The sequence below is a fragment of the Pseudomonas sp. GW823-FHT06B06 genome (genome assembly GCF_058795195.1).
The window spans coordinates 19,575-41,317 of sequence record NZ_JBXAHO010000017.1 but is presented as its reverse complement, the minus strand read 5'-3'; the positions used below and the strand labels follow the sequence as shown (position 1 = coordinate 41,317).

Sequence of the window (21,743 nt, the reverse complement as noted above, 5' to 3'; positions counted from 1 at the left end):
AACAGTCATGGCCAAGCAAGCACTCATCGTAGTCGATATCCAAAAAGACTACTTCCCCCAGGGCAAGTGGCCGTTGGTCGGTGCCGAAGCCGCCGCAGACAACGCTGTTCGTCTGCTCAAGGCCTTTCGTGAGGCCGGTGATTCGGTAGTGCACATCCGCCACGAGTTCACCTCCGCACAAGCGCCGTTTTTCACCCCGGGCTCCGACGGGGCGAAGCTGCACCCTAAAGTCCTCAACCAAGGCAGTGAGCCGGTGGTGCTCAAGCACTTCGTCAACTCGTTCCGCGAAACCGAACTGCAGAGCATTCTCGACGAACAAGGCATCAAGGAACTGGTGGTGGTCGGCAGCATGAGCCACATGTGTATCGACGGCATCACCCGCGCCGCCAACGACCTCGGCTACAGCGTCACGGTGATCCACGATGCCTGTGCCTCCCGTGACCTGGAGTTCAATGGACTGACCGTTCCGGCAGCCCACGTGCATGCCGCGTTCATGTCGGCATTAGGCTTTGCCTACGCCAAGGTGGTGTCCACCGACGAGTTCCTCGCCGCCAGCCGTTAACCACAAAACGCGCCTTGCCGCGCAATACGGCTCCTACAGGGGAATCGAAAACCGCGGGTAACAAAAAGCCCGGCATCCTGATGGGAGTGCCGGGCTTTCATTCGTTCGAAGCTATTGCTTAGAACGGAATATCGTCATCAAAGCTGTCGAAATCCGGAGCTGGCTGCGGCGCGGCCTGCTGAGGAGCCGGGCGCGACTGTTGCGGTGCCGACTGCTGTGGACGCGGAGCCTGCTGGCGAGGAGCGGATTGCTGGTAGTTGTTACCGCCGCCCTGGCCTTGTTGGTCACCCTGTTGAGGACGACCGCCCAGCAGTTGCATGGTGCCTTGCATGTCGACCACGATTTCAGTGGTGTAACGCTTGATACCGTCTTTTTCCCACTCGCGGGTCTGCAGCTTGCCTTCGATGTAGACCTGCGAACCTTTACGCAGGTATTCGCCGGCGATTTCCGCGACCTTGCCGAACATCGACACGCGGTGCCATTCGGTTTTTTCGACTTTCTGACCGGTTTGCTTGTCGGTCCACTGTTCGCTGGTTGCCAGACTCAGGTTGGTCACGGCGTTGCCATTCGGCAGGTAACGAACTTCAGGATCCTGGCCGCAAGTGCCGACCAATATGACTTTGTTAACCCCACGGGCCATTACGTTCTCCTAGGCTACGCACGCTGCCCCGGCCGGGTTGTTCACCAGGCTTTCAAGGGTGGTGCGATCCAATAGTTCGGTGTCCAATTTGATGTAAATCGCCGCTTCGTCTGCGACTATCACTGCATCTGTTACCCCTACGACGGCCTTCAGGCGCTCAACCAGCCCCGCTTCGCGGATCGCCTCGGGCGACAATGGCAAGCGCAGGCTTGTCACGTAGGGAGGTTCACGCATGGTAACAGCAAAGGCCAGCCAGAGGGCAGCCAGACCAGCGCATCCAAGGAACACAACCGACAGACCGCCATGCTGGAACAGCCAGCCGCCAAGTATGCCGCCCAGTGCCGAGCCAAGGAACTGACTGGTGGAGTAGACCCCCATCGCCGTGCCCTTGCCGCCCGCCGGTGAAACCTTGCTGATCAGCGACGGCAACGAAGCTTCCAGCAGATTGAAGGCGGTGAAAAACACCACGGTACCAATCACCAGAGCCCGCAAGCTGTCGCCGAACTGCCAGAAGAATAGCTCAGTGAGCATCAGCGTCACGACGGCGCCGAGTAAAACACGTTTCATTTTGCGTCTCTTCTCGCCGTAGATGATGAACGGGATCATGGCGAAGAAGGAAATCAGCAGCGCGGTCAGGTACACCCACCAATGCTGCTCCTTGGGCAGCCCGGCTTTTTCGACGAGCGCCAGGGGCAAGGCGACGAAACTCGACATCAGCATTGCGTGCAACACAAAGATACCAAGATCCAGGCGCAGCAGGTCCGGGTGCTTGAGCGTCGGTATCAGGGCCTGGCGCGCGACGCCGGATTCACGGTGCTGCAACGGGCCCGTGGAGCGCGGCACCATGAACATCACAATCACGATGCCAACCAGCGCCATGCCACCTGTGGCAAGGAACAGTCCGGACAGCCCGAAGGCACGGGTCAGCAACGGTCCTACTACCATGGCAACAGCAAACGACAGGCCGATCGTCATGCCGATCATCGCCATGGCCTTTGTCCGGTGCTGTTCGCGTGTCAGGTCTGACAGTAAAGCCATCACCGCGGCGGAAATCGCCCCGGCACCTTGCAGGATGCGCCCGGCGATCACGCCCCAGATCGAGTCGGCGTTGGCCGCCAGGACGCTGCCAAGCGCGAAGACGATCAGCCCCAGGTAAATCACCGGGCGGCGGCCAATGCGGTCGGAAATGAAACCGAAGGGAATCTGGAAAATCGCCTGGGTCAGGCCATAAGCGCCAATCGCCAGCCCGATGAGGGCCGGGGTCGCTCCTGCGAGGTCCATGCCATAGGTCGCCAATACCGGCAACACCATGAACATGCCGAGCATACGGAAGGCGAACACCAGGGCCAGACCGCTTGCCGCGCGGGTCTCGCTGCCACTCATGCGCTCGCTGTGGGGATCGTGCATGGAAAAACCTCATGTGAACCGGCGGCGATTCTACCAGTCCCATCGATTGGCAGGGTATATCGCGACGCTTTGCCGCGTGTAGATGACAGAGCTTTCATGTAAGGCAGCCATTGCAACATTCGATAGTGTGCATCCATCCAGTATTTGGCCGTATACTCCTACGTTTTCGACGCCCGCCGAGCGAGGCCACCTTGGACAAGATCCTGATTCGTGGGGCTCGAACCCACAACCTGAAGAACATCGACCTGACCCTGCCACGGGACAAGCTGATCGTCATCACCGGCCTGTCCGGCTCGGGCAAGTCGTCCCTGGCTTTCGACACGTTGTACGCCGAAGGCCAGCGCCGCTATGTCGAGTCGCTGTCGGCCTATGCCCGGCAGTTCCTGTCGATGATGGAAAAGCCTGACGTCGACACCATCGAAGGCCTGTCGCCGGCGATTTCCATCGAACAGAAGTCGACCTCGCACAACCCGCGTTCGACCGTGGGCACCATCACCGAAATCTACGACTACCTGCGCCTGCTCTATGCGCGCGTCGGCATTCCACGCTGCCCGGACCACGACATTCCCCTGGAAGCGCAGACCGTCAGCCAGATGGTCGACCTGGTCCTTGCCGAACCTGAGGGCAGCAAGCTCATGCTGTTGGCCCCGGTCATTCGCGAGCGCAAAGGTGAGCACCTTTCGGTCTTCGAGGAACTGCGCGCACAAGGTTTCGTCCGTGCCCGGATCAACGGCAAGTTGTATGAGCTGGACGAAGCACCGAAGCTCGATAAACAGAAAAAACACACCATTGATGTCGTGGTCGACCGCTTCAAGGTGCGTGCAGACCTGCAACAGCGCCTGGCCGAATCCTTCGAGACCGCGCTGAAACTGGCAGATGGCATCGCCCTGGTGGCACCGATGGACGACGAGCCGGGCGAAGAGATGATCTTCTCCGCGCGCTTCGCCTGCCCAATTTGCGGGCACGCCATCAGTGAACTCGAGCCCAAGCTGTTTTCCTTCAACAACCCGGCCGGTGCCTGCCCGACCTGTGACGGCCTGGGGGTCAAGCAGTTCTTCGACATCAAGCGCCTGGTTAATGGAGAGTTGACCCTGGCCGAAGGCGCGATTCGCGGCTGGGACCGGCGCAACGTCTATTACTTCCAGATGCTTGGCTCGCTGGCCTCCCACTACAAGTTCAGTCTGGAAGTGCCGTTCAACGAACTGCCGGCCGAGCAGCAGAAGAGCATCCTGCACGGCAGCGGTTCACAAAACGTCGATTTCAAATACCTGAATGACCGGGGCGATATCGTCAAGCGCTCGCACCCGTTCGAAGGCATCGTGCCAAACCTGGAACGCCGCTACCGTGAAACCGAGTCGGCCTCGGTACGCGAAGAGCTGGCCAAGTTCCTCAGCACCCAGTCCTGCCCTGATTGCCGCGGCACCCGTCTGCGTCGCGAAGCACGGCATGTGTGGGTCGGCGAGAAAACCCTGCCGGCGGTGACCAACCTGCCAATCGGTGATGCCTGCGACTATTTCGAAGGGATGAAACTGACTGGCCGCCGTGGCGAGATCGCCGACAAGATCCTCAAGGAAATTCGCGAACGCCTGCAGTTCCTCGTCAACGTCGGCCTCGATTATCTGTCGCTGGATCGCAGCGCAGACACCTTGTCCGGTGGTGAGGCCCAGCGTATCCGCCTGGCCAGCCAGATCGGCGCCGGGCTGGTCGGTGTTCTGTACATCCTCGACGAACCCTCGATCGGCCTGCACCAGCGTGATAACGACCGGTTACTTGGCACACTGAAACACCTGCGGGACATCGGCAACACGGTGATCGTGGTAGAGCACGATGAAGACGCGATTCGCCTGGCCGACTATGTGGTGGATATCGGCCCTGGTGCGGGGGTTCACGGCGGACACATCGTTGCTGAAGGTACGCCGGCCGAGGTAATGGCACATCCCGACTCCCTGACCGGCAAGTACCTCTCGGGCCGCGTGAAGATCGCGGTGCCGGCCAAGCGCACACCGCGCAACAAGAAGCTGTCGCTGACGCTCAAGGGCGCCCGTGGCAACAACCTGCGCAACGTTGACCTGGACATTCCCATCGGCCTGCTGACCTGCGTGACCGGCGTGTCCGGCTCAGGCAAATCGACACTGATCAACAACACGCTCTTTCCGTTGAGTGCCACGGCGCTCAACGGTGCAACTACCCTGGAAGCGGCGGCTCACGACAGCATCAAGGGCCTGGAGCATCTGGATAAGGTCGTCGACATCGACCAGAGTCCCATTGGTCGTACCCCACGCTCCAACCCGGCCACCTACACCGGTCTGTTCACACCGATTCGTGAGCTTTTTGCCGGCGTACCGGAGTCACGATCGCGCGGTTATGGCCCCGGGCGCTTCTCCTTCAACGTGAAGGGCGGACGCTGCGAAGCTTGTCAGGGTGATGGCCTGATCAAGGTGGAAATGCACTTCCTGCCGGATATCTATGTGCCGTGCGATGTGTGCAAGAGCAAGCGCTACAACCGCGAAACCCTTGAGATCAAATACAAGGGCAAGAGCATTCATGAAACCCTCGAGATGACCATCGAGGAGGCCCGGGAGTTCTTCGATGCGGTGCCGGCTTTGGCGCGCAAACTGCAAACTCTGATGGACGTCGGCTTGTCGTACATCAAGCTGGGACAATCGGCGACCACACTGTCCGGTGGTGAGGCCCAGCGGGTCAAACTGTCGCGCGAACTGTCCAAGCGTGACACTGGCAAGACCCTGTACATCCTCGACGAGCCGACTACCGGGCTGCACTTTGCGGACATCCAGCAACTGCTGGATGTGTTGCACCGTCTGCGCGACCACGGCAATACGGTGGTGGTGATCGAGCACAACCTCGACGTCATCAAGACCGCTGACTGGCTGGTGGACCTGGGCCCAGAGGGCGGTTCCAAGGGCGGGCAGATCATTGCCGTTGGCACGCCGGAAGAGGTTTCAGAGATGAAGCAATCCCATACCGGTTATTACCTCAAGCCCCTGCTGGAGCGTGACAGGGCTTAACTGGGCCCCCACGAAAAAGCCCCTGTCACTTCATCGGTAACAGGGGCTTTTTTGTATTCGCCGCAATCAGGTGTGGGATTGCAGGTAATTTTCGAGACCGATCAACTTGATCAGGCCAAGCTGCTTTTCAAGCCAATAGGTGTGATCTTCTTCGGTGTCATGCAGTTGGACCCGCAGCATTTCGCGGCTGACATAGTCCTTGTGCTGTTCGCAGAGCTTGATGCCCTTGCACAGCGCGGCCCGGACCTTGTATTCCAGGCGCAAGTCCGCTTCGAGCATTTCAGTAACCGTGGTGCCGACATCCAGATCGTCCGGACGCATGCGCGGCGTGCCTTCGAGCATCAGAATCCGGCGCATCAGTGCATCAGCGTGCCCTGCTTCTTCTTCCATCTCGTGGTTGATTCGTTCGTAGAGCTTGGTGAAACCCCAGTCCTCATACATCCGCGAGTGGACGAAATATTGATCACGCGCGGCCAGTTCGCCGGTCAGCAACGTGTTGAGGTAATCGATAACGTCTGGGTGGCCTTGCATCGCCCTACATCTCCCTGCTTGAAAGTCTGTAGTTTGAACCAACATGACCACAACGTCACTCGCCGCACGCAATAAAAGCGAAGATATTCTGAGAAAAGCAGCTTAAATAACGCAAAAACCGCCCTAATAAGGGCGGTTCTGCTTCTCATTTAGACTTCGTTAAGCTGTACGTTGAGCAGCGTTGCAATTGCTTCTCCATACGCCGGATCGGCCTTGAAGAAATGCTGCAGTTGACGGTCGACGACGTCGCTTGAGACCCCCGCCATTGCGCCCGCAATGTTGTGGACCAGCAACGCTTTCTGTTCGTCATTCATCAATCGGTACAGTGCGCCAGCGTGACTGTAATAGTCGGTGTCTTTGCGATGATCATAACGATCAGCTGCGCCGTTTAATGCCAATGCAGGTTCAGCATAACGGGGCGCCTGCTTTGGCGACTCGATATAGCTATTGGGCTCGTAGTTGGGCGCCGCACCACCATTGCTGCCAAACGCCATCGAGCCATCGCGCTGATAGGTGTTCACCGGACTGCGCGGCGCATTCACCGGCAATTGCTGGTGATTGGTACCGATGCGGTAGCGGTGCGCATCAGCGTAAGCGAATACCCGACCTTGCAGCATGCGATCTGGCGACAGACCTACACCGGGCACCATGTTACTTGGGCCAAACGCAGCTTGCTCGACCTCGGCGAAGTAGTTCAGTGGATTTCGATTGAGCTCCAACTCACCCACTTCGATCAACGGGAACTCCTTCTGCGACCAGGTTTTAGTCACGTCGAACGGATTCTCATAGTGCGCGCAAGCCTGGGCCTCGGTCATGATCTGGATGCACACGCGCCATTTTGGGAACTCGCCTCGCTCGATCGCTTCGAACAAGTCGCGCTGGGCGTAATCAGGATCGGTACCCGCCAGCCGCGCCGCCTCTGCAGGTGCAAGATTCTTGATGCCTTGTTGGGTCTTGTAGTGCCACTTCACCCAATGACGCTCGCCCGTGGCGTTGATCAGGCTGTAAGTGTGGCTGCCGAAGCCGTGCATGTGACGATAGCCGTCGGGAATGCCCCGGTCGGAGAACAGAATGGTGACCTGGTGTAACGCTTCCGGAGAGTGCGACCAGAAGTCCCACATCGCCTGTGCACTTTTGAGGTTGCTTTGTGGCAGGCGCTTTTGAGTGTGGATAAAGTCCGGGAACTTGAGTGGGTCGCGAATGAAGAATACCGGCGTGTTGTTGCCAACAATGTCCCAGTTGCCTTCTTCGGTATAGAACTTCAGCGCGAAGCCACGAGGATCACGTTCGGTGTCTGCCGAACCGCGCTCACCACCGACAGTGGAGAATCGCAGGAAGGTTGGCGTTTGCTTACCGACAGCCTCAAATAGCTTGGCATTGGTGTATTGGGTGATATCGCGGGTGACGGTAAACGTACCGTAAGCACCTGAACCCTTCGCGTGCACACGACGCTCCGGGATATTTTCACGGTTGAAGTGGGCAAGCTTCTCGAGCAGGTGGAAGTCGTCGAGCAGCAATGGGCCGCGAGGGCCGGCGGAGCGGGAATTCTGGTTGTCGGCGACAGGAGCGCCACTGGCAGTTGTTAGCGTGTTGTTTTGGCTCATGTGATCTTCCTTCCTCTGTCGGTCTTGAACTGCCGGCTAATCGGCTGAGAGGGAGTATTGATCATCAATCTGACACCTACAAATTCATTAACCTGTAGGCATCGATAGAAAATTACTAATGATCATCCCCGACCCATGATGACCACTTGAAGCGGTTAAAAGCTTGTACGCAGCGCGCTTTACTTTCAGGCACAAAAAACCGGGCACTAGGCCCGGTTTTTTGTTTCAGACTGACGTCTTACTCGGCGGATACAGCTTCGCCAGCAGTAGCACGATCAACCAACTCGACGTACGCCATAGGCGCGTTGTCGCCAGCGCGGAAACCGCACTTGAGGATGCGCAGGTAGCCACCCTCACGGGTAGCGTAACGCTTGCCCAGGTCGTTGAAGAGCTTACCAACGATAGCTTTCGAACGGGTACGGTCGAAAGCCAAACGGCGGTTAGCAACGCTATCTGTCTTGGCCAAAGTGATCAGCGGCTCGGCAACGCGGCGCAGTTCTTTAGCTTTTGGCAGAGTAGTTTTGATCAGCTCGTGCTCGAACAGCGACACCGCCATGTTTTGGAACATGGCCTTGCGGTGCGAGCTGGTGCGGCTCAGGTGACGACCACTTTTACGATGACGCATGGTTCATTCCTTACCAAACACTACGTTCGGTGATTACGACGATCAGGCAGTCGCCTTGTCGTCCTTCTTAAGACTTGCAGGCGGCCAGTTGTCGAGGCGCATGCCGAGGGACAGACCGCGGGAGGCCAGAACGTCCTTGATTTCAGTCAAGGATTTCTTGCCCAGGTTCGGAGTCTTCAACAGCTCTACTTCGGTACGCTGAATCAGGTCGCCGATGTAGTAGATGTTTTCCGCCTTAAGGCAGTTAGCCGAACGTACAGTCAGTTCCAGATCGTCAACCGGGCGAAGCAGGATCGGATCGATCTCGTCTTCCTGCTCGACAACCACTGGCTCACTGTCACCCTTGAGGTCGACGAACGCAGCCAACTGCTGTTGCAGAATGGTTGCAGCACGGCGGATAGCCTCTTCAGGATCCAGGGTACCGTTGGTTTCCAGATCAATAACCAGCTTGTCCAGGTTAGTACGCTGCTCGACACGGGCGTTTTCCACCACGTATGCGATACGGCGAACCGGGCTGAACGAAGAGTCAAGCTGCAAGCGACCGATGCTGCGGCTTTCGTCTTCATCGCTCTGACGCGAGTCTGCCGGTTCATAACCACGACCACGAGCTACTACGAGCTTCATGTTCAGGGCGCCGTTAGACGCCAGGTTAGCGATTACGTGATCGGGATTAACGATCTCGACATCATGATCCAGCTGAATATCGGCAGCGGTAACCACCCCCGAACCCTTCTTCGACAAGGTCAGCGTAACTTCGTCACGGCCGTGCAGCTTGATAGCCAGACCTTTAAGGTTCAACAGGATTTCAATTACGTCTTCCTGTACACCTTCGATGGCGCTGTACTCGTGGAGCACACCGTCAATCTCGGCCTCGACTACTGCACAGCCGGGCATTGAGGACAACAGGATGCGGCGCAGCGCGTTGCCCAGGGTGTGGCCAAAGCCACGCTCGAGAGGCTCGAGCGTGATCTTGGCGCGGGTTGGACTGACAACCTGCACATCAATGTGGCGGGGTGTCAGGAACTCATTTACCGAAATCTGCATGGATGCACCTATTTTCTAGCCCTTACTTGGAGTAGAGCTCGACAATCAGGCTTTCGTTGATGTCGGCGGACAGATCACTGCGAGCTGGAACGTTCTTGAAAACGCCCGACTTCTTCTCAGTGTCTACTTCTACCCATTCTACGCGGCCACGTTGGGCACACAGATCGAGAGCTTGGACAATGCGAAGTTGGTTTTTTGCTTTCTCGCGAACAGCAACCACGTCACCAGCACGAACCTGGTAGGACGGAACGTTAACGGTCTGACCGTTTACGCTGATCGACTTGTGCGATACCAGCTGACGGGATTCGGCACGAGTCGAACCAAAGCCCATACGGTATACAACGTTGTCCAGACGGCATTCGAGCAGTTGCAGCAGGTTTTCACCGGTTGCACCTTTCTTGCCAGCTGCTTCTTTGTAGTAGCCGCTGAATTGACGCTCGAGAACGCCGTAGATACGACGGACCTTCTGCTTTTCACGCAGTTGGGTGCCGTAATCGGACTGGCGACCGCGGCGTTGGCCGTGGATACCAGGTGCTGCTTCAATGTTGCACTTCGATTCGATCGCGCGCACGCCGCTCTTCAGGAAGAGATCGGTGCCTTCGCGACGAGCGAGTTTGCATTTTGGACCAATGTAACGAGCCATTCTTTACAATCTCCTGGATTACACGCGGCGCTTCTTCGGCGGACGGCACCCGTTGTGCGGGATAGGCGTCACGTCGGTGATGCTGGCGATCTTGTAGCCACAGCCGTTCAAAGCGCGGACTGCGGATTCACGACCTGGACCTGGACCTTTGACGTTTACGTCGAGGTTTTTCAGGCCGTATTCCAGCGCAGCTTGACCAGCACGTTCAGCAGCTACTTGAGCAGCGAACGGGGTGGACTTGCGGGAACCGCGGAAACCCGAACCACCGGAGGTAGCCCAGGAAAGAGCGTTACCTTGACGGTCGGTAATGGTCACGATGGTGTTGTTAAAAGAAGCATGGATGTGGGCGATGCCATCAACCACTGTCTTTTTAACTTTTTTACGAGGACGAGCAGCAGGTTTTGCCATGATAATTTTCCTGTCGATTCGCTGGGGCGATTACTTGCGGATCGGCTTACGCGGACCTTTACGGGTACGCGCGTTGGTCTTGGTACGCTGACCGCGTACTGGAAGACCACGACGATGACGCAGACCGCGATAGCAACCGAGGTCCATCAAGCGCTTGATTTTCATGTTGATTTCGCGACGCAGGTCACCTTCAGTGGTGAACTTCGCCACTTCGCCACGCAGCTGTTCAATCTGCTCGTCGCTCAGATCCTTGATCTTTGCGGCTGGGTTTACCCCAGTCTCTGCACAAATTTTCTGTGCAGTAGTGCGACCAACACCATAGATGTAGGTCAGCGAGATAACAGTATGCTTGTTATCTGGAATGTTAACGCCTGCAATACGGGCCATTCAGTGGGACTCCAATTGACAGCTACCTACGCCCCGGAAGCCAAGAAATAGGGCGCGAGATAATATCGCTGTAATAACAAATAATCAACCCGGCAGCGCACTAGCTGCCGGGCTTGAAGCACAATCACACTCAGCCTTGGCGCTGTTTGTGACGCGGTTCCGCGCTGCAAATTACTCGAACAACACCTTCGCGGCGAATAATCTTGCAGTTACGGCACAGCTTTTTCACCGATGCACGAACTTTCATCACCAACTCCTCGAACCTTATGGGTCAGCGCAGCATGCCGCTGCCGTAACCCTTCAGGTTGGCTTTCTTCATCAGGGATTCGTACTGGTGCGAAACGAGGTGCGATTGTACTTGGGACATGAAGTCCATCACAACCACGACGACGATCAGCAACGAGGTCCCGCCAAGGTAGAACGGTACGTTCGCTGCAACCACCAGGAACTGGGGCAACAGGCAGACGGCCGTCATGTAAAGAGCACCGAACAGGGTCAAACGAGTCAGAACGCCATCAATGTAGCGCGCAGACTGCTCACCTGGACGGATACCCGGAATAAAGGCACCGGACTTCTTCAGGTTCTCCGCTACGTCTTTCGGATTGAACATCAACGCCGTATAGAAGAAGCAGAAGAAAATAATCCCTGCACTAAACAGCAGAATATTCAACGGCTGACCAGGAGCGATCGACTGCGAGATGTCCTGCAACCAGCCCATACCTTCAGACTGGCCGAACCAGGCACCCAACGAAGCCGGGAACAGCAAGATGCTGCTCGCGAAAATAGCCGGGATAACACCGGCCATGTTCACCTTCAGCGGCAAGTGGCTGGTCTGCGCAGCGAAGACCTTGCGGCCCTGCTGACGCTTGGCGTAGTGAACAGCAATACGACGCTGACCACGCTCAATGAACACCACGAAACCGATAATCGCTACTGCCAGCAAACCGATGGCAACCAGGGCGAAGATATTGATATCACCCTGACGCGCAGACTCGAAAGACTGCCCGATCGCTCTCGGAAGACCGGCGACGATACCCGAAAAAATCAACATCGAGATACCGTTGCCAACACCACGCTCAGTAATCTGCTCACCCAGCCACATCATGAACATCGCACCAGCCACAAAAGTGGTTACTGCGACGAAATGGAAGCTAAAGTCACCAGTGAACGAAACGCCCTGCCCTGCCAGACCAATGGACATGCCAATGGCCTGGACAAGAGCAAGAACGACGGTGAGGTAGCGGGTGTACTGGCTGATCTTGCGACGGCCAGCTTCACCTTCCTTCTTCAACTGCTCCAGCTGCGGGCTGACGGCGGTCATCAGTTGCATGATGATCGATGCCGAGATGTACGGCATGATCCCCAGTGCAAAAATGCTCATCCGCTCCAGCGCGCCGCCGGAAAACATGTTGAACAAGCTAAGAATGGTCCCCTCATTCTGTCGAAACAGGTCCGCGAGTCGGTCCGGGTTGATACCTGGAACCGGGATGTGTGCGCCTATTCGGTAGACGATAATCGCCAGGAACAGAAAACGCAGACGAGCCCAAAGTTCAGACATACCGCCTTTGCCGAGCGCAGAGAGAGCACCTTGCTTAGCCATTTATTCCTCGAACTTGCCGCCAGCTGCTTCGATAGCCGCACGCGCACCTTTGGTGGCGCCGATTCCCTTGCCGATAGTGACAGCGCGAGTCACTTCACCGGACAGCATGATTTTCACACGCTGTACGTTGACGTTGATCACGTTGGCATCTTTCAGGGACTGCACGGTGACGATGTCGCCTTCCACTTTAGCCAGCTCGGACAGACGCACTTCTGCGCGGTCCATGGCCTTCAGGGAAACGAAACCGAACTTCGGCAGGCGACGATGCAGCGGCTGTTGACCGCCTTCAAAGCCTGGAGCAATGGTGCCACCGGAGCGGGAAGTCTGACCTTTGTGACCACGGCCACCAGTCTTACCCAAACCACTACCGATACCACGGCCCGGACGATGCTTTTCGCGACGGGAACCCGGCGCTGGACTCAGATCATTGAGTTTCATCGATTAACCCTCGACACGCAGCATGTAGTAAGCCTTGTTGATCATCCCGCGATTCTCGGGAGTATCCTGGACTTCTACAGTGTGACCGATGCGACGCAGACCCAGACCCTTAACGCACAGTTTGTGGTTAGGGATGCGGCCGGTCATGCTTTTGATCAGCGTAACTTTAACGGTAGCCATGATCAGAAGATCTCCTTGACGCTTTTGCCACGCTTGGCGGCAATGGATTCAGGAGACTGCATTGCTTTCAAACCCTTGAAAGTGGCGTGAACCACGTTTACCGGGTTAGTCGAGCCATAGCACTTGGCCAGAACGTTCTGAACGCCAGCAACTTCGAGAACGGCACGCATTGCGCCGCCAGCGATGATACCGGTACCTTCAGAAGCAGGCTGCATGTACACCTTCGAAGCGCCGTGGGCGGACTTCATTGCGTACTGCAGGGTGGTGCCGTTCAGATCAACCTGGATCATGTTGCGGCGAGCAGCTTCCATTGCCTTCTGGATCGCAGCAGGCACTTCACGCGACTTGCCACGGCCGAAGCCAACACGCCCTTTACCATCACCAACCACGGTCAACGCGGTGAAAGTGAAGATACGGCCGCCTTTAACGGTTTTGGCTACGCGGTTAACTTGAACCAGCTTCTCGATGTAGCCTTCGTCGCGCTTTTGGTCGTTATTTGACATAACTTAGAACTCCAGCCCAGCTTCACGAGCAGCATCAGCCAGCGCTTTAACGCGGCCGTGGTACTTGAAGCCAGAGCGGTCGAAAGCCACCTGCGAGACGCCAGCGGCCTTAGCACGCGTAGCGACCAGCTGGCCAACCTTAGTGGCCGCGTCGATGTTGCCAGTGGCGCCATCACGCAGTTCTTTATCCAAAGTCGAGGCGCTTGCCAGGACTTTGTTGCCGTCGGCCGAAATGACCTGGGCGTAGATGTGCTGCGAAGAGCGGAACACGCAGAGACGCACGACTTCGAGTTCGTGCATTTTCAGGCGTGCTTTGCGAGCGCGACGCAGTCGAGTAACTTTTTTGTCGGTCATTTGCTATGCCCTACTTCTTCTTGGCTTCTTTACGACGGACGACTTCGTCCGCGTAGCGCACACCTTTGCCTTTGTACGGCTCTGGTGGACGGAAGTCGCGGATCTCGGCGGCCACTTGACCTACCAGCTGCTTGTCGATGCCCTTGATCAGGATATCGGTCTGGCTAGGAGTCTCAGCGGTGATGCCTTCCGGCAGTTCGTAATCCACTGGATGCGAGAAGCCAAGAGCCAGGTTCAGCACTGTGCCTTTTGCTTGCGCTTTGTAACCAACACCGACCAGCTGGAGCTTGCGCTCGAAGCCTTGGCTTACGCCTTGGACCATGTTGTTTACCAACGCACGAGTGGTACCAGCCATTGCGCGAGTTTGTTGATCGCCATTGCGAGCAGCGAAACGCAGCTCACCAGCTTCTTCAACGATCTCAACGGACGAATGGATGTTCAGTTCGAGAGTGCCCTTGGCACCCTTCACCGAAAGCTGTTGGCCTGCGAATTTTACTTCGACGCCGGCTGGCAGCTTAACGGGGTTCTTAGCGACGCGAGACATGCTTATCCCCCCTTAGAACACAGTGCAAAGAACTTCGCCGCCGACACCGGCAGCGCGCGCAGCACGATCAGTCATCACACCCTTGTTGGTGGAGACGATAGACACACCGAGACCGCCACGAACTTTTGGCAGATCATCGACGGACTTGTACTGACGCAGGCCTGGACGGCTAACGCGCTTCACTTCTTCGATAACCGGACGGCCTTCGAAGTATTTCAGCTCGATAGACAGCAGTGGTTTTGTTTCGCTGCTGATCTGATAACCCGCGATGTAACCTTCGTCCTTCAGGACTTTGGCAACAGCTACCTTCAACGTGGAAGATGGCATGCTTACGACGGACTTTTCAGCCATCTGGGCATTACGGATTCGAGTTAGCATGTCCGCTAACGGGTCCTGCATACTCATGGGCTAGACGCTCCTAATACAGAAAAATTAGCCTTGCGGCTACTACGTGTCGCCGAGAATCTCCGGGTATAAAAAACACGGGCTCAGGCGAGCCGGGTATTCTAGACACACCCCAGAAATGAATCAAGCCCCAAAAGGGGCTTGATCCAGATTCAAGGCCACCGGTGGTCAGGTTCTTGCGAACCCTTGCACCGAGACTTTGACAGTACTTACCAGCTGGCTTTAACCAGACCTGGTACGTCACCACGCATTGCCGCTTCACGCAGTTTGTTACGGCCAAGGCCGAACTTGCGGTAAACGCCGTGTGGACGACCGGTCAGGCGGCAGCGGTTACGCATGCGCGAGGCGCTTGCGTCACGTGGCTGCTTCTGCAGGGCAACTGTAGCTTCCCAACGCGCTTCTGGACTTGCGTTCAGATCAACGATGATAGCTTTCAGTGCTGCACGCTTCTTGGCGTACTTGGCAACCGTGAGCTGACGCTTCAGCTCGCGGTTTTTCATGCTCATCTTGGCCATGGTCCTACTCCAATCAGTTGCGGAACGGGAATTTGAACGCACGCAGCAGAGCGCGGCCTTCATCATCGTTCTTGGCAGTGGTGGTCAGGGTGATGTCCAGACCGCGGAGAGCATCGATCTTGTCGTAGTCGATTTCCGGGAAGATGATCTGCTCTTTCACGCCCATGCTGTAGTTGCCACGACCATCGAAGGACTTGGCATTCAGGCCGCGGAAGTCGCGAACCCGAGGCAGGGAGATCGACAGCAGACGATCCAGGAACTCGTACATACGCTCACGGCGCAGGGTCACTTTGACGCCGATCGGCCAACCTTCACGGACTTTAAAGCCAGCGATGGATTTGCGAGCGTAGGTCACAACGACTTTCTGGCCGGTGATCTTTTCCAGGTCAGCTACAGCGTGCTCGATGACTTTTTTGTCGCCGATCGCTTCGCCCAGACCCATGTTCAGGGTGATTTTGGTAACGCGCGGAACTTCCATCACGTTCGAAAGCTTAAGTTCTTCCTTAAGTTTCGGAGCGATTTCCTTCCGGTAAATCTCTTTTAGTCGTGCCATGGTCTTCTACCTAGCAGTGTTCAAGCATCAACCGCTTTTTGGGTCGACTTGAAGACACGAATTTTCTTACCGTCTTCTACTTTGAAACCAACGCGGTCAGCCTTGTTGGTTTCGCCGTTGAAGATGGCGACGTTAGAAGCGTGCAGTGGCGCTTCTTTCTCGACGATACCGCCTTGTACGCCCGACATCGGGTTAGGCTTGGTATGACGCTTGACCAGGTTCAGACCACCAACAACCAGACGGTTGTCAGCAAGAACCTTCAGCACCTTACCGCGCTTACCTTTGTCTTTGCCGGCGATCACGATGATCTCGTCGTCACGACGAATCTTTTGCATGTCGGATCTCCTTACAGCACTTCTGGGGCGAGCGAGACGATCTTCATGAACTTCTCAGTACGAAGTTCACGGGTCACTGGCCCAAAGATACGGGTGCCGATTGGCTCTTGCTTGTTGTTCAGAAGAACAGCAGCGTTGCCATCAAAGCGGATAATGGAGCCATCAGCACGACGTACGCCGTGACGAGTGCGGACTACAACAGCAGTCATCACTTGGCCTTTTTTCACTTTACCGCGAGGAATTGCTTCCTTCACGGTAACTTTGATGATGTCACCGATACCAGCGTAACGACGATGGGAGCCACCCAGCACCTTGATGCACATAACACGGCGAGCGCCGCTGTTATCGGCCACATCGAGCATGGATTGAGTCTGAATCATATAATTTCTCCGACCCCTAGTCCTTAGACTTCCACAGCGCGTTCGAGAACATCAACCAGCGCCCAAGACTTGGTCTTGGCCAAAGGACGAGTTTCACGAATAGTGACTTTGTCGCCGATGTGGCACTGATTGGTTTCGTCGTGCGCGTGCAGCTTAGTCGAACGCTTAACGTATTTACCGTAGATCGGGTGCTTAACGCGACGCTCGATCAGAACGGTGATGGTTTTGTCCATCTTGTCGCTGACAACACGGCCAGTCAGCGTACGGACAGTTTTTTCGGCTTCAGCCATGATTACTTACCTGCCTGCTGGTTGAGCACAGTCTTCACGCGAGCGATGTCACGCTTAACTTGCGAGAGCAGATGAGACTGCCCCAACTGGCCAGTTGCTTTCTGCATACGCAGATTGAACTGGTCGCGCAGCAAGCCGAGCAGTTGCTCGTTCAGCTGCTGTGCGGATTTTTCACGAAGTTCATTCGCTTTCATCACATCACCGTCCGTTTAACAAAGGAGGTGGCGAGCGGCAGCTTTGCAGCAGCCAGGGCGAAAGCCTCACGCGCCAGCTCTTCAGAAACACCCTCGATTTCATACAGGACTTTGCCTGGCTGAATCTGGGCAACCCAGTATTCCACGTTACCCTTACCTTTACCCATCCGAACCTCGAGAGGTTTTTTGGAGATCGGCTTGTCCGGGAATACACGGATCCAGATCTTGCCACCACGTTTTACGTGACGGGTCAGAGCACGACGCGCTGACTCGATCTGACGAGCGGTGAGACGACCACGAGCTACAGACTTCAGCGCGAACTCGCCGAAGCTGACTTTGCTACCGCGCAATGCCAGGCCACGGTTGTGACCAGTCATTTGCTTGCGGAACTTCGTACGCTTTGGTTGCAACATTTGGCGTACCCCTTACTTAGCAGCTTTTTTACGAGGCGCTGGTGCTTGTGGTTTCAGTTCTTCTTGGCGACCACCAATTACTTCGCCTTTGAAGATCCAAACCTTTACACCGATCACACCGTAGGTGGTGTGAGCTTCGTAGTTGGCATAGTCGATGTCGGCACGCAGGGTGTGCAATGGCACACGACCTTCGCGATACCATTCAGTACGTGCGATTTCAGCACCGCCGAGACGACCGCTCACTTGGATTTTGATGCCTTTGGCACCAATGCGCATGGCGTTCTGTACAGCGCGCTTCATAGCGCGACGGAACATTACGCGACGCTCCAGCTGCTGAGCTACGCTCTGCGCAACCAGCATACCGTCGAGCTCCGGCTTGCGGATCTCTTCGATATTGATGTGCACAGGCACACCCATTTGCTTGGTCAGGTCCTGACGCAGTTTCTCAACATCTTCACCTTTCTTCCCGATAACGATACCTGGACGAGCGGTGTGGATGGTGATGCGTGCAGTTTGAGCCGGACGATGGATATCGATACGGCTTACGGACGCGCTTTTTAGTTTGTCTTGGAGATACTCACGCACCTTCAGATCTGCGAGCAAATAGTCCGCATAAGTCCGACCGTCTGCGTACCAGACGGAGGTGTGCTCCTTGACGATTCCCAGGCGAATGCCAATGGGATGTACTTTCTGACCCATCTCTTCGACTCCGTTACTTGTCAGCAACCTTGACAGTGATATGGCAAGACCGCTTGACGATGCGATCAGCACGGCCTTTGGCACGTGGCATGATGCGCTTCAGCGAACGCCCTTCGTTGACGAAAACGGTGCTGACCTTCAGGTCATCAACGTCTGCGCCTTCGTTATGCTCGGCGTTGGCTACGGCCGACTCCAGCACTTTCTTCATGATCTCGGCGGCTTTCTTACTGCTGAAAGCCAACAGGTTGAGCGCTTCGCCCACCTTCTTCCCGCGGATCTGGTCGGCGACCAAGCGGGCTTTCTGGGCGGAGATTCGAGCGCCCGACAACTTAGCGGCTACTTCCATTTCCTAACCCCTTAACGCTTGGCTTTCTTGTCTGCCACGTGCCCGCGATAAGTGCGGGTACCGGCGAACTCGCCCAGTTTGTGGCCGACCATGTCTTCGTTCACGAGAACTGGGACGTGCTGACGACCGTTGTGTACTGCGATGGTCAGACCGACCATTTGTGGCAGGATCATCGAACGACGCGACCAGGTTTTCACCGGTTTGCGATCGTTCTTTTCCGCCGCCACTTCGATCTTCTTCAGTAGGTGAAGATCGATAAAAGGACCTTTTTTCAGAGAACGTGGCACTGTCGTATCCCTCTATTTACTTGCGACGACGGACGATCATTTTGTCGGTACGCTTATTACCACGAGTCTTCGCGCCCTTAGTCGGGAAGCCCCATGGCGATACCGGATGACGACCACCAGAGGTACGACCTTCACCACCACCATGTGGGTGGTCAACCGGGTTCATGGCAACACCACGAACGGTTGGGCGAACGCCACGCCAGCGTTTGGCACCAGCTTTACCCAGCGAACGCAGGCTGTGCTCGGAGTTCGAGACTTCGCCCAGGGTCGCACGGCATTCAGCCAGGACTTTACGCATTTCACCGGAACGCAGACGCAGGGTAACGTACACGCCTTCACGAGCGATCAGCTGAGCCGAAGCACCAGCGGAACGAGCGATCTGAGCGCCTTTACCTGGCTTCAATTCGATGCCGTGTACGGTGCTACCAACTGGAATGTTACGCAGTTGCAGAGCGTTGCCCGGCTTGATCGGTGCCAGGGCACCTGCGATCAGCTGGTCGCCAGCGCTCACGCCTTTAGGGGCGATGATGTAGCGACGCTCGCCATCTGCGTACAGCAGCAGAGCGATGTGAGCAGTACGGTTTGGATCGTATTCGATACGCTCGACAGTGGCAGCGATGCCATCTTTGTCGTTGCGACGGAAATCGACCAGACGATAATGCTGCTTATGACCACCACCGATGTGACGAGTGGTAATACGGCCATTGTTGTTACGACCACCAGACTTCGACTTCTTCTCGAGCAGCGGTGCGTGAGGAGCGCCTTTATGCAGCTCCTGGTTGACCACCTTGACCACAAAACGGCGGCCAGGGGAAGTCGGTTTGCATTTAACGATTGCCATGATGCACCCCTTCCTTACTCAGCACTGCTGCTGAAATCGAGATCTTGGCCTGGCTGAAGGGAGATAACTGCCTTCTTCCAGTCATTACGCTTGCCCAGACCGCGAGCAGTGCGCTTGCTCTTACCCAGAACATTCAGGGTAGTAACACGCTCTACTTTCACGCTGAACAGGCTTTCGACGGCCTTCTTGATTTCCAGCTTGGTTGCATCAGTAGCAACCTTGAAAACGAACTGGCCTTTCTTGTCTGCCAGAACCGTAGCCTTCTCGGAAACGTGCGGGCCAAGCAGAACTTTAAATACGCGTTCCTGGTTCATCCCAGCAGCTCCTCGAATTTCTTCACGGCCGACACGGTGATCAACACCTTGTCGTATGCGATCAGACTAACTGGATCGGAACCTTGCACGTCACGTACATCTACGTGTGGCAGGTTACGAGCAGCCAGGTACAGGTTCTGATCAACAGCGTCCGACACGATCAGAACGTCGGTCAGGCTCATGTTGTTCAGCTTGCCCAGCAGGTCTTTGGTTTTCGGCGTTTCAACGGCGAAATCCTGAACCACGACCAGACGATCAGTACGCACCAGCTCAGCAAGGATGGAACGCATTGCTGCGCGATACATCTTCTTGTTCAGCTTCTGCGAGTGATCCTGAGGACGAGCTGCGAAAGTGGTACCGCCGCCACGCCAGATTGGGCTACGGATAGTACCGGCACGAGCACGGCCAGTACCTTTCTGACGCCATGGGCGCTTACCGCCACCACGAACGTCGGAACGGGTCTTCTGCTGCTTGCTACCCTGACGGCCGCCAGCCATGTAGGCCACGACTGCTTGGTGAACCAGCGTCTCGTTGAATTCGCCGCCAAATGTCAGTTCGGAAACTTCGATCGCTTGAGCGTCATTTACATTTAATTGCATGTCAGCTTCCCCTTAACCGCGAGCCTTGGCTGCTGGACGTACAACCAAGTTGCCGCCAGTAGCGCCAGGAACAGCGCCCTTGACCAACAACAGATTGCGTTCAGCGTCCACGCGCACTACTTCGAGGGACTGCACGGTCACGCGCTCAGCGCCCATATGACCGGACATTTTTTTGCCCTTGAATACACGACCAGGAGTCTGGCACTGGCCGATAGAGCCTGGAACGCGGTGGGATACGGAGTTACCGTGGGTGTTATCTTGCCCGCGGAAATTCCAACGCTTGATCGTACCCTGGAAGCCTTTACCCTTGGACTGACCGGTTACATCAACCAGTTGACCAGCGGCGAAGATTTCAGCGTTGATCAGATCGCCGGCCTGGTACTCGCCTTCTTCAAGGCGGAATTCCATTACGGTACGACCAGCGGCAACGTTCGCTTTAGCGAAGTGGCCAGCCTGAGCTGCTGTTACACGCGAAGCACGACGCTCGCCGACAGTGACTTGCACTGCACGATAGCCATCGGTCTCTTCAGTTTTGAACTGGGTGACGCGATTCGGCTCGATCTCAATGACCGTGACCGGAATGGAGACACCTTCTTCGGTGAAAATACGGGTCATACCGCATTTACGACCGACTACACCAATAGTCATGTTGTAAACCTCATGAGTGTACGGGGCTTTCACCCGCTATGGCCGCCCATTTCAGAGCGTTACACGACTAAGACCGAGTCTTAGCCGAGGCTGATCTGCACTTCCACACCGGCCGCAAGATCAAGCTTCATAAGTGCATCAACGGTTTTATCCGTTGGCTGGACGATGTCCAGAACGCGCTTATGAGTACGGATCTCGTACTGGTCACGCGCGTCTTTGTTGACGTGCGGGGAGACCAGAACGGTGAACCGCTCTTTACGGGTAGGCAGTGGAATTGGACCACGCACTTGAGCACCAGTACGTTTCGCGGTTTCCACGATTTCCTGGGTGGATTGGTCGATCAGGCGATGGTCAAAAGCCTTCAACCTGATACGGATTTGCTGATTTTGCATTGGATTTCAGACTCCGGCTGCTATTCCCACCGAGCG

General features: G+C 56.2%; 34 protein-coding genes. 2 read left to right on the top strand and 32 right to left on the bottom strand.

The window, feature by feature from the left end:
* Positions 1–7: 7 nt before the first annotated feature.
* Positions 8–562 carry a cysteine hydrolase family protein gene (locus AC1Q8Q_RS17180; protein ID WP_492615277.1) on the top strand — a complete coding sequence of 185 codons (555 nt, stop codon included), beginning with the start codon at positions 8–10 and terminating at the stop codon, positions 560–562.
* 118 nt (positions 563–680) lie between these two features.
* Here AC1Q8Q_RS17180 and AC1Q8Q_RS17175 read toward each other — a convergent pair whose 3' ends face one another.
* Positions 681–1,202, bottom strand: coding sequence for a single-stranded DNA-binding protein (locus AC1Q8Q_RS17175; RefSeq protein ID WP_020799826.1), 522 nt, complete (start codon positions 1,200–1,202; stop codon positions 681–683).
* Positions 1,203–1,211: 9 nt separating this feature from the next.
* Positions 1,212–2,609 (bottom strand): MFS transporter, encoded by a 1,398-nt coding sequence (locus tag AC1Q8Q_RS17170; protein ID WP_008065728.1) that lies wholly within the window; start codon positions 2,607–2,609, stop codon positions 1,212–1,214.
* Positions 2,610–2,800: 191 nt separating this feature from the next.
* On the opposite strand from AC1Q8Q_RS17170, the gene uvrA reads away from it, so the two are divergent.
* Entirely contained in the window at positions 2,801–5,635 is a 2,835-nt protein-coding gene (uvrA, locus tag AC1Q8Q_RS17165) for an excinuclease ABC subunit UvrA (protein ID WP_020799827.1), read from the top strand.
* Positions 5,636–5,701: 66 nt separating this feature from the next.
* Here uvrA and bfr read toward each other — a convergent pair whose 3' ends face one another.
* The 30 genes from bfr to rpsJ form a co-directional block, all read right to left on the bottom strand.
* A complete protein-coding gene (gene bfr / locus AC1Q8Q_RS17160; protein ID WP_008053867.1) occupies positions 5,702–6,166 on the bottom strand; it encodes a bacterioferritin in 465 nt (154 codons plus the stop codon).
* Between the two features lie 149 nt (positions 6,167–6,315).
* Positions 6,316–7,770: a catalase gene (locus AC1Q8Q_RS17155; protein WP_033039276.1), complete on the bottom strand. Its 1,455-nt coding sequence runs from the start codon at positions 7,768–7,770 to the stop codon at positions 6,316–6,318.
* Positions 7,771–8,008: 238 nt separating this feature from the next.
* On the bottom strand, positions 8,009–8,395 hold the full coding sequence (gene rplQ, locus AC1Q8Q_RS17150; protein WP_007970429.1) for a 50S ribosomal protein L17: 387 nt from the start codon (positions 8,393–8,395) through the stop codon (positions 8,009–8,011).
* Positions 8,396–8,437: 42 nt separating this feature from the next.
* Positions 8,438–9,439 (bottom strand): DNA-directed RNA polymerase subunit alpha, encoded by a 1,002-nt coding sequence (locus AC1Q8Q_RS17145; protein ID WP_007970428.1) that lies wholly within the window; start codon positions 9,437–9,439, stop codon positions 8,438–8,440.
* Positions 9,440–9,461: 22 nt separating this feature from the next.
* On the bottom strand, positions 9,462–10,082 hold the full coding sequence (gene rpsD, locus AC1Q8Q_RS17140; RefSeq protein WP_003176404.1) for a 30S ribosomal protein S4: 621 nt from the start codon (positions 10,080–10,082) through the stop codon (positions 9,462–9,464).
* Between the two features lie 18 nt (positions 10,083–10,100).
* Positions 10,101–10,490 (bottom strand): 30S ribosomal protein S11, encoded by a 390-nt coding sequence (gene rpsK, locus AC1Q8Q_RS17135; protein WP_002555466.1) that lies wholly within the window; start codon positions 10,488–10,490, stop codon positions 10,101–10,103.
* A 30-nt stretch (positions 10,491–10,520) separates the two neighbouring features.
* A complete protein-coding gene (gene rpsM / locus AC1Q8Q_RS17130; protein ID WP_009045849.1) occupies positions 10,521–10,877 on the bottom strand; it encodes a 30S ribosomal protein S13 in 357 nt (118 codons plus the stop codon).
* 130 nt (positions 10,878–11,007) lie between these two features.
* Entirely contained in the window at positions 11,008–11,124 is a 117-nt protein-coding gene (rpmJ, locus tag AC1Q8Q_RS17125) for a 50S ribosomal protein L36 (protein ID WP_002555468.1), read from the bottom strand.
* 24 nt (positions 11,125–11,148) lie between these two features.
* Positions 11,149–12,477 (bottom strand): preprotein translocase subunit SecY, encoded by a 1,329-nt coding sequence (gene secY / locus AC1Q8Q_RS17120; RefSeq protein ID WP_008065724.1) that lies wholly within the window; start codon positions 12,475–12,477, stop codon positions 11,149–11,151.
* A complete protein-coding gene (gene rplO / locus AC1Q8Q_RS17115; protein ID WP_003228720.1) occupies positions 12,478–12,915 on the bottom strand; it encodes a 50S ribosomal protein L15 in 438 nt (145 codons plus the stop codon).
* A 3-nt stretch (positions 12,916–12,918) separates the two neighbouring features.
* Entirely contained in the window at positions 12,919–13,095 is a 177-nt protein-coding gene (gene rpmD / locus AC1Q8Q_RS17110) for a 50S ribosomal protein L30 (RefSeq protein ID WP_003176408.1), read from the bottom strand.
* A 2-nt stretch (positions 13,096–13,097) separates the two neighbouring features.
* Positions 13,098–13,598, bottom strand: a complete 501-nt coding sequence (gene rpsE / locus AC1Q8Q_RS17105; protein WP_003186035.1) for a 30S ribosomal protein S5 — start codon at positions 13,596–13,598, stop codon at positions 13,098–13,100.
* 3 nt (positions 13,599–13,601) lie between these two features.
* Positions 13,602–13,952: a 50S ribosomal protein L18 gene (rplR, locus tag AC1Q8Q_RS17100; protein ID WP_003186037.1), complete on the bottom strand. Its 351-nt coding sequence runs from the start codon at positions 13,950–13,952 to the stop codon at positions 13,602–13,604.
* A 10-nt stretch (positions 13,953–13,962) separates the two neighbouring features.
* The gene (gene rplF / locus AC1Q8Q_RS17095; protein ID WP_003176412.1) at positions 13,963–14,496 is read right to left on the bottom strand and encodes a 50S ribosomal protein L6; all 534 of its coding nucleotides are present in this window, start codon (positions 14,494–14,496) and stop codon (positions 13,963–13,965) included.
* Between the two features lie 12 nt (positions 14,497–14,508).
* Entirely contained in the window at positions 14,509–14,901 is a 393-nt protein-coding gene (gene rpsH, locus AC1Q8Q_RS17090) for a 30S ribosomal protein S8 (RefSeq protein ID WP_008065722.1), read from the bottom strand.
* A gap of 209 nt (positions 14,902–15,110) precedes the next feature.
* Positions 15,111–15,416, bottom strand: a complete 306-nt coding sequence (gene rpsN / locus AC1Q8Q_RS17085; RefSeq protein WP_003176414.1) for a 30S ribosomal protein S14 — start codon at positions 15,414–15,416, stop codon at positions 15,111–15,113.
* A gap of 13 nt (positions 15,417–15,429) precedes the next feature.
* Positions 15,430–15,969: a 50S ribosomal protein L5 gene (gene rplE / locus AC1Q8Q_RS17080; protein WP_003210069.1), complete on the bottom strand. Its 540-nt coding sequence runs from the start codon at positions 15,967–15,969 to the stop codon at positions 15,430–15,432.
* A 20-nt stretch (positions 15,970–15,989) separates the two neighbouring features.
* Positions 15,990–16,304 (bottom strand): 50S ribosomal protein L24, encoded by a 315-nt coding sequence (rplX, locus tag AC1Q8Q_RS17075; protein ID WP_003186046.1) that lies wholly within the window; start codon positions 16,302–16,304, stop codon positions 15,990–15,992.
* Positions 16,305–16,315: 11 nt separating this feature from the next.
* Positions 16,316–16,684, bottom strand: a complete 369-nt coding sequence (rplN, locus tag AC1Q8Q_RS17070) for a 50S ribosomal protein L14 (protein ID WP_002555479.1) — start codon at positions 16,682–16,684, stop codon at positions 16,316–16,318.
* Between the two features lie 23 nt (positions 16,685–16,707).
* Positions 16,708–16,974: a 30S ribosomal protein S17 gene (gene rpsQ, locus AC1Q8Q_RS17065; RefSeq protein WP_003176419.1), complete on the bottom strand. Its 267-nt coding sequence runs from the start codon at positions 16,972–16,974 to the stop codon at positions 16,708–16,710.
* A 2-nt stretch (positions 16,975–16,976) separates the two neighbouring features.
* Positions 16,977–17,168: a 50S ribosomal protein L29 gene (gene rpmC / locus AC1Q8Q_RS17060; protein WP_002555481.1), complete on the bottom strand. Its 192-nt coding sequence runs from the start codon at positions 17,166–17,168 to the stop codon at positions 16,977–16,979.
* The gene (rplP, locus tag AC1Q8Q_RS17055) at positions 17,168–17,581 is read right to left on the bottom strand and encodes a 50S ribosomal protein L16 (protein WP_003228729.1); all 414 of its coding nucleotides are present in this window, start codon (positions 17,579–17,581) and stop codon (positions 17,168–17,170) included. Before rplP ends, rpmC begins: the two co-directional genes overlap by 1 nt.
* A 12-nt stretch (positions 17,582–17,593) precedes the next feature.
* Positions 17,594–18,280, bottom strand: a complete 687-nt coding sequence (gene rpsC, locus AC1Q8Q_RS17050) for a 30S ribosomal protein S3 (protein ID WP_008065719.1) — start codon at positions 18,278–18,280, stop codon at positions 17,594–17,596.
* 13 nt (positions 18,281–18,293) lie between these two features.
* Positions 18,294–18,626: a 50S ribosomal protein L22 gene (gene rplV, locus AC1Q8Q_RS17045; RefSeq protein WP_003103908.1), complete on the bottom strand. Its 333-nt coding sequence runs from the start codon at positions 18,624–18,626 to the stop codon at positions 18,294–18,296.
* Between the two features lie 11 nt (positions 18,627–18,637).
* Positions 18,638–18,913, bottom strand: coding sequence for a 30S ribosomal protein S19 (rpsS, locus tag AC1Q8Q_RS17040; protein ID WP_002555486.1), 276 nt, complete (start codon positions 18,911–18,913; stop codon positions 18,638–18,640).
* Positions 18,914–18,929: 16 nt separating this feature from the next.
* Positions 18,930–19,754 carry a 50S ribosomal protein L2 gene (gene rplB, locus AC1Q8Q_RS17035; RefSeq protein ID WP_003186055.1) on the bottom strand — a complete coding sequence of 275 codons (825 nt, stop codon included), beginning with the start codon at positions 19,752–19,754 and terminating at the stop codon, positions 18,930–18,932.
* Between the two features lie 14 nt (positions 19,755–19,768).
* Positions 19,769–20,068, bottom strand: a complete 300-nt coding sequence (gene rplW, locus AC1Q8Q_RS17030) for a 50S ribosomal protein L23 (protein ID WP_002555488.1) — start codon at positions 20,066–20,068, stop codon at positions 19,769–19,771.
* A complete protein-coding gene (rplD, locus tag AC1Q8Q_RS17025; protein ID WP_003228735.1) occupies positions 20,065–20,667 on the bottom strand; it encodes a 50S ribosomal protein L4 in 603 nt (200 codons plus the stop codon). The genes rplW and rplD overlap by 4 nt, the downstream gene beginning before the upstream one ends.
* A gap of 12 nt (positions 20,668–20,679) precedes the next feature.
* Entirely contained in the window at positions 20,680–21,315 is a 636-nt protein-coding gene (gene rplC, locus AC1Q8Q_RS17020; RefSeq protein ID WP_003186059.1) for a 50S ribosomal protein L3, read from the bottom strand.
* A gap of 80 nt (positions 21,316–21,395) precedes the next feature.
* Positions 21,396–21,707, bottom strand: a complete 312-nt coding sequence (rpsJ, locus tag AC1Q8Q_RS17015) for a 30S ribosomal protein S10 (RefSeq protein WP_003186070.1) — start codon at positions 21,705–21,707, stop codon at positions 21,396–21,398.
* Positions 21,708–21,743 lie beyond the last annotated feature (36 nt).

Excerpts from the sequence above, each read along its gene's own strand:
- rpsQ (WP_003176419.1), bottom strand. The coding sequence starts at position 16,974 with ATGGCTGAAGCCGAAAAAACTGTCCGTACGCTGACTGGCCGTGTTGTC.
- rplX (WP_003186046.1), bottom strand. The coding sequence starts at position 16,304 with ATGCAAAAGATTCGTCGTGACGACGAGATCATCGTGATCGCCGGCAAA.
- rplF (WP_003176412.1), bottom strand. The coding sequence starts at position 14,496 with ATGTCTCGCGTCGCTAAGAACCCCGTTAAGCTGCCAGCCGGCGTCGAA.
- bfr (WP_008053867.1), bottom strand. The coding sequence starts at position 6,166 with ATGCAAGGCCACCCAGACGTTATCGATTACCTCAACACGTTGCTGACC.
- rpsD (WP_003176404.1), bottom strand. The coding sequence starts at position 10,082 with ATGGCTCGTTACATTGGTCCAAAATGCAAACTCGCTCGTCGCGAAGGC.
- rpmD (WP_003176408.1), bottom strand. The coding sequence starts at position 13,095 with ATGGCTACCGTTAAAGTTACGCTGATCAAAAGCATGACCGGCCGCATC.
- rplW (WP_002555488.1), bottom strand. The coding sequence starts at position 20,068 with ATGAACCAGGAACGCGTATTTAAAGTTCTGCTTGGCCCGCACGTTTCC.
- rpsE (WP_003186035.1), bottom strand. The coding sequence starts at position 13,598 with ATGTCAAATAACGACCAAAAGCGCGACGAAGGCTACATCGAGAAGCTG.
- rpmJ (WP_002555468.1), bottom strand. The coding sequence starts at position 11,124 with ATGAAAGTTCGTGCATCGGTGAAAAAGCTGTGCCGTAACTGCAAGATT.
- rpsJ (WP_003186070.1), bottom strand. The coding sequence starts at position 21,707 with ATGCAAAATCAGCAAATCCGTATCAGGTTGAAGGCTTTTGACCATCGC.
- rplD (WP_003228735.1), bottom strand. The coding sequence starts at position 20,667 with ATGCAATTAAATGTAAATGACGCTCAAGCGATCGAAGTTTCCGAACTG.
- rplC (WP_003186059.1), bottom strand. The coding sequence starts at position 21,315 with ATGACTATTGGTGTAGTCGGTCGTAAATGCGGTATGACCCGTATTTTC.
- rpsN (WP_003176414.1), bottom strand. The coding sequence starts at position 15,416 with ATGGCCAAGATGAGCATGAAAAACCGCGAGCTGAAGCGTCAGCTCACG.
- AC1Q8Q_RS17175 (WP_020799826.1), bottom strand. The coding sequence starts at position 1,202 with ATGGCCCGTGGGGTTAACAAAGTCATATTGGTCGGCACTTGCGGCCAG.
- rplQ (WP_007970429.1), bottom strand. The coding sequence starts at position 8,395 with ATGCGTCATCGTAAAAGTGGTCGTCACCTGAGCCGCACCAGCTCGCAC.
- rplB (WP_003186055.1), bottom strand. The coding sequence starts at position 19,754 with ATGGCAATCGTTAAATGCAAACCGACTTCCCCTGGCCGCCGTTTTGTG.
- rpsK (WP_002555466.1), bottom strand. The coding sequence starts at position 10,490 with ATGGCAAAACCTGCTGCTCGTCCTCGTAAAAAAGTTAAAAAGACAGTG.
- rplV (WP_003103908.1), bottom strand. The coding sequence starts at position 18,626 with ATGGAAGTAGCCGCTAAGTTGTCGGGCGCTCGAATCTCCGCCCAGAAA.
- rpsM (WP_009045849.1), bottom strand. The coding sequence starts at position 10,877 with ATGGCCCGTATTGCAGGCGTTAACATTCCAGATAACAAGCATACTGTT.
- rpsC (WP_008065719.1), bottom strand. The coding sequence starts at position 18,280 with ATGGGTCAGAAAGTACATCCCATTGGCATTCGCCTGGGAATCGTCAAG.
- rpsH (WP_008065722.1), bottom strand. The coding sequence starts at position 14,901 with ATGAGTATGCAGGACCCGTTAGCGGACATGCTAACTCGAATCCGTAAT.
- rplP (WP_003228729.1), bottom strand. The coding sequence starts at position 17,581 with ATGTTGCAACCAAAGCGTACGAAGTTCCGCAAGCAAATGACTGGTCAC.
- rplR (WP_003186037.1), bottom strand. The coding sequence starts at position 13,952 with ATGACCGACAAAAAAGTTACTCGACTGCGTCGCGCTCGCAAAGCACGC.
- AC1Q8Q_RS17155 (WP_033039276.1), bottom strand. The coding sequence starts at position 7,770 with ATGAGCCAAAACAACACGCTAACAACTGCCAGTGGCGCTCCTGTCGCC.
- rplO (WP_003228720.1), bottom strand. The coding sequence starts at position 12,915 with ATGAAACTCAATGATCTGAGTCCAGCGCCGGGTTCCCGTCGCGAAAAG.
- rplN (WP_002555479.1), bottom strand. The coding sequence starts at position 16,684 with ATGATTCAGACTCAATCCATGCTCGATGTGGCCGATAACAGCGGCGCT.
- rplE (WP_003210069.1), bottom strand. The coding sequence starts at position 15,969 with ATGGCACGACTAAAAGAGATTTACCGGAAGGAAATCGCTCCGAAACTT.
- AC1Q8Q_RS17170 (WP_008065728.1), bottom strand. The coding sequence starts at position 2,609 with ATGCACGATCCCCACAGCGAGCGCATGAGTGGCAGCGAGACCCGCGCG.
- rpmC (WP_002555481.1), bottom strand. The coding sequence starts at position 17,168 with ATGAAAGCGAATGAACTTCGTGAAAAATCCGCACAGCAGCTGAACGAG.
- secY (WP_008065724.1), bottom strand. The coding sequence starts at position 12,477 with ATGGCTAAGCAAGGTGCTCTCTCTGCGCTCGGCAAAGGCGGTATGTCT.
- AC1Q8Q_RS17145 (WP_007970428.1), bottom strand. The coding sequence starts at position 9,439 with ATGCAGATTTCGGTAAATGAGTTCCTGACACCCCGCCACATTGATGTG.
- AC1Q8Q_RS17180 (WP_492615277.1), top strand. The coding sequence starts at position 8 with ATGGCCAAGCAAGCACTCATCGTAGTCGATATCCAAAAAGACTACTTC.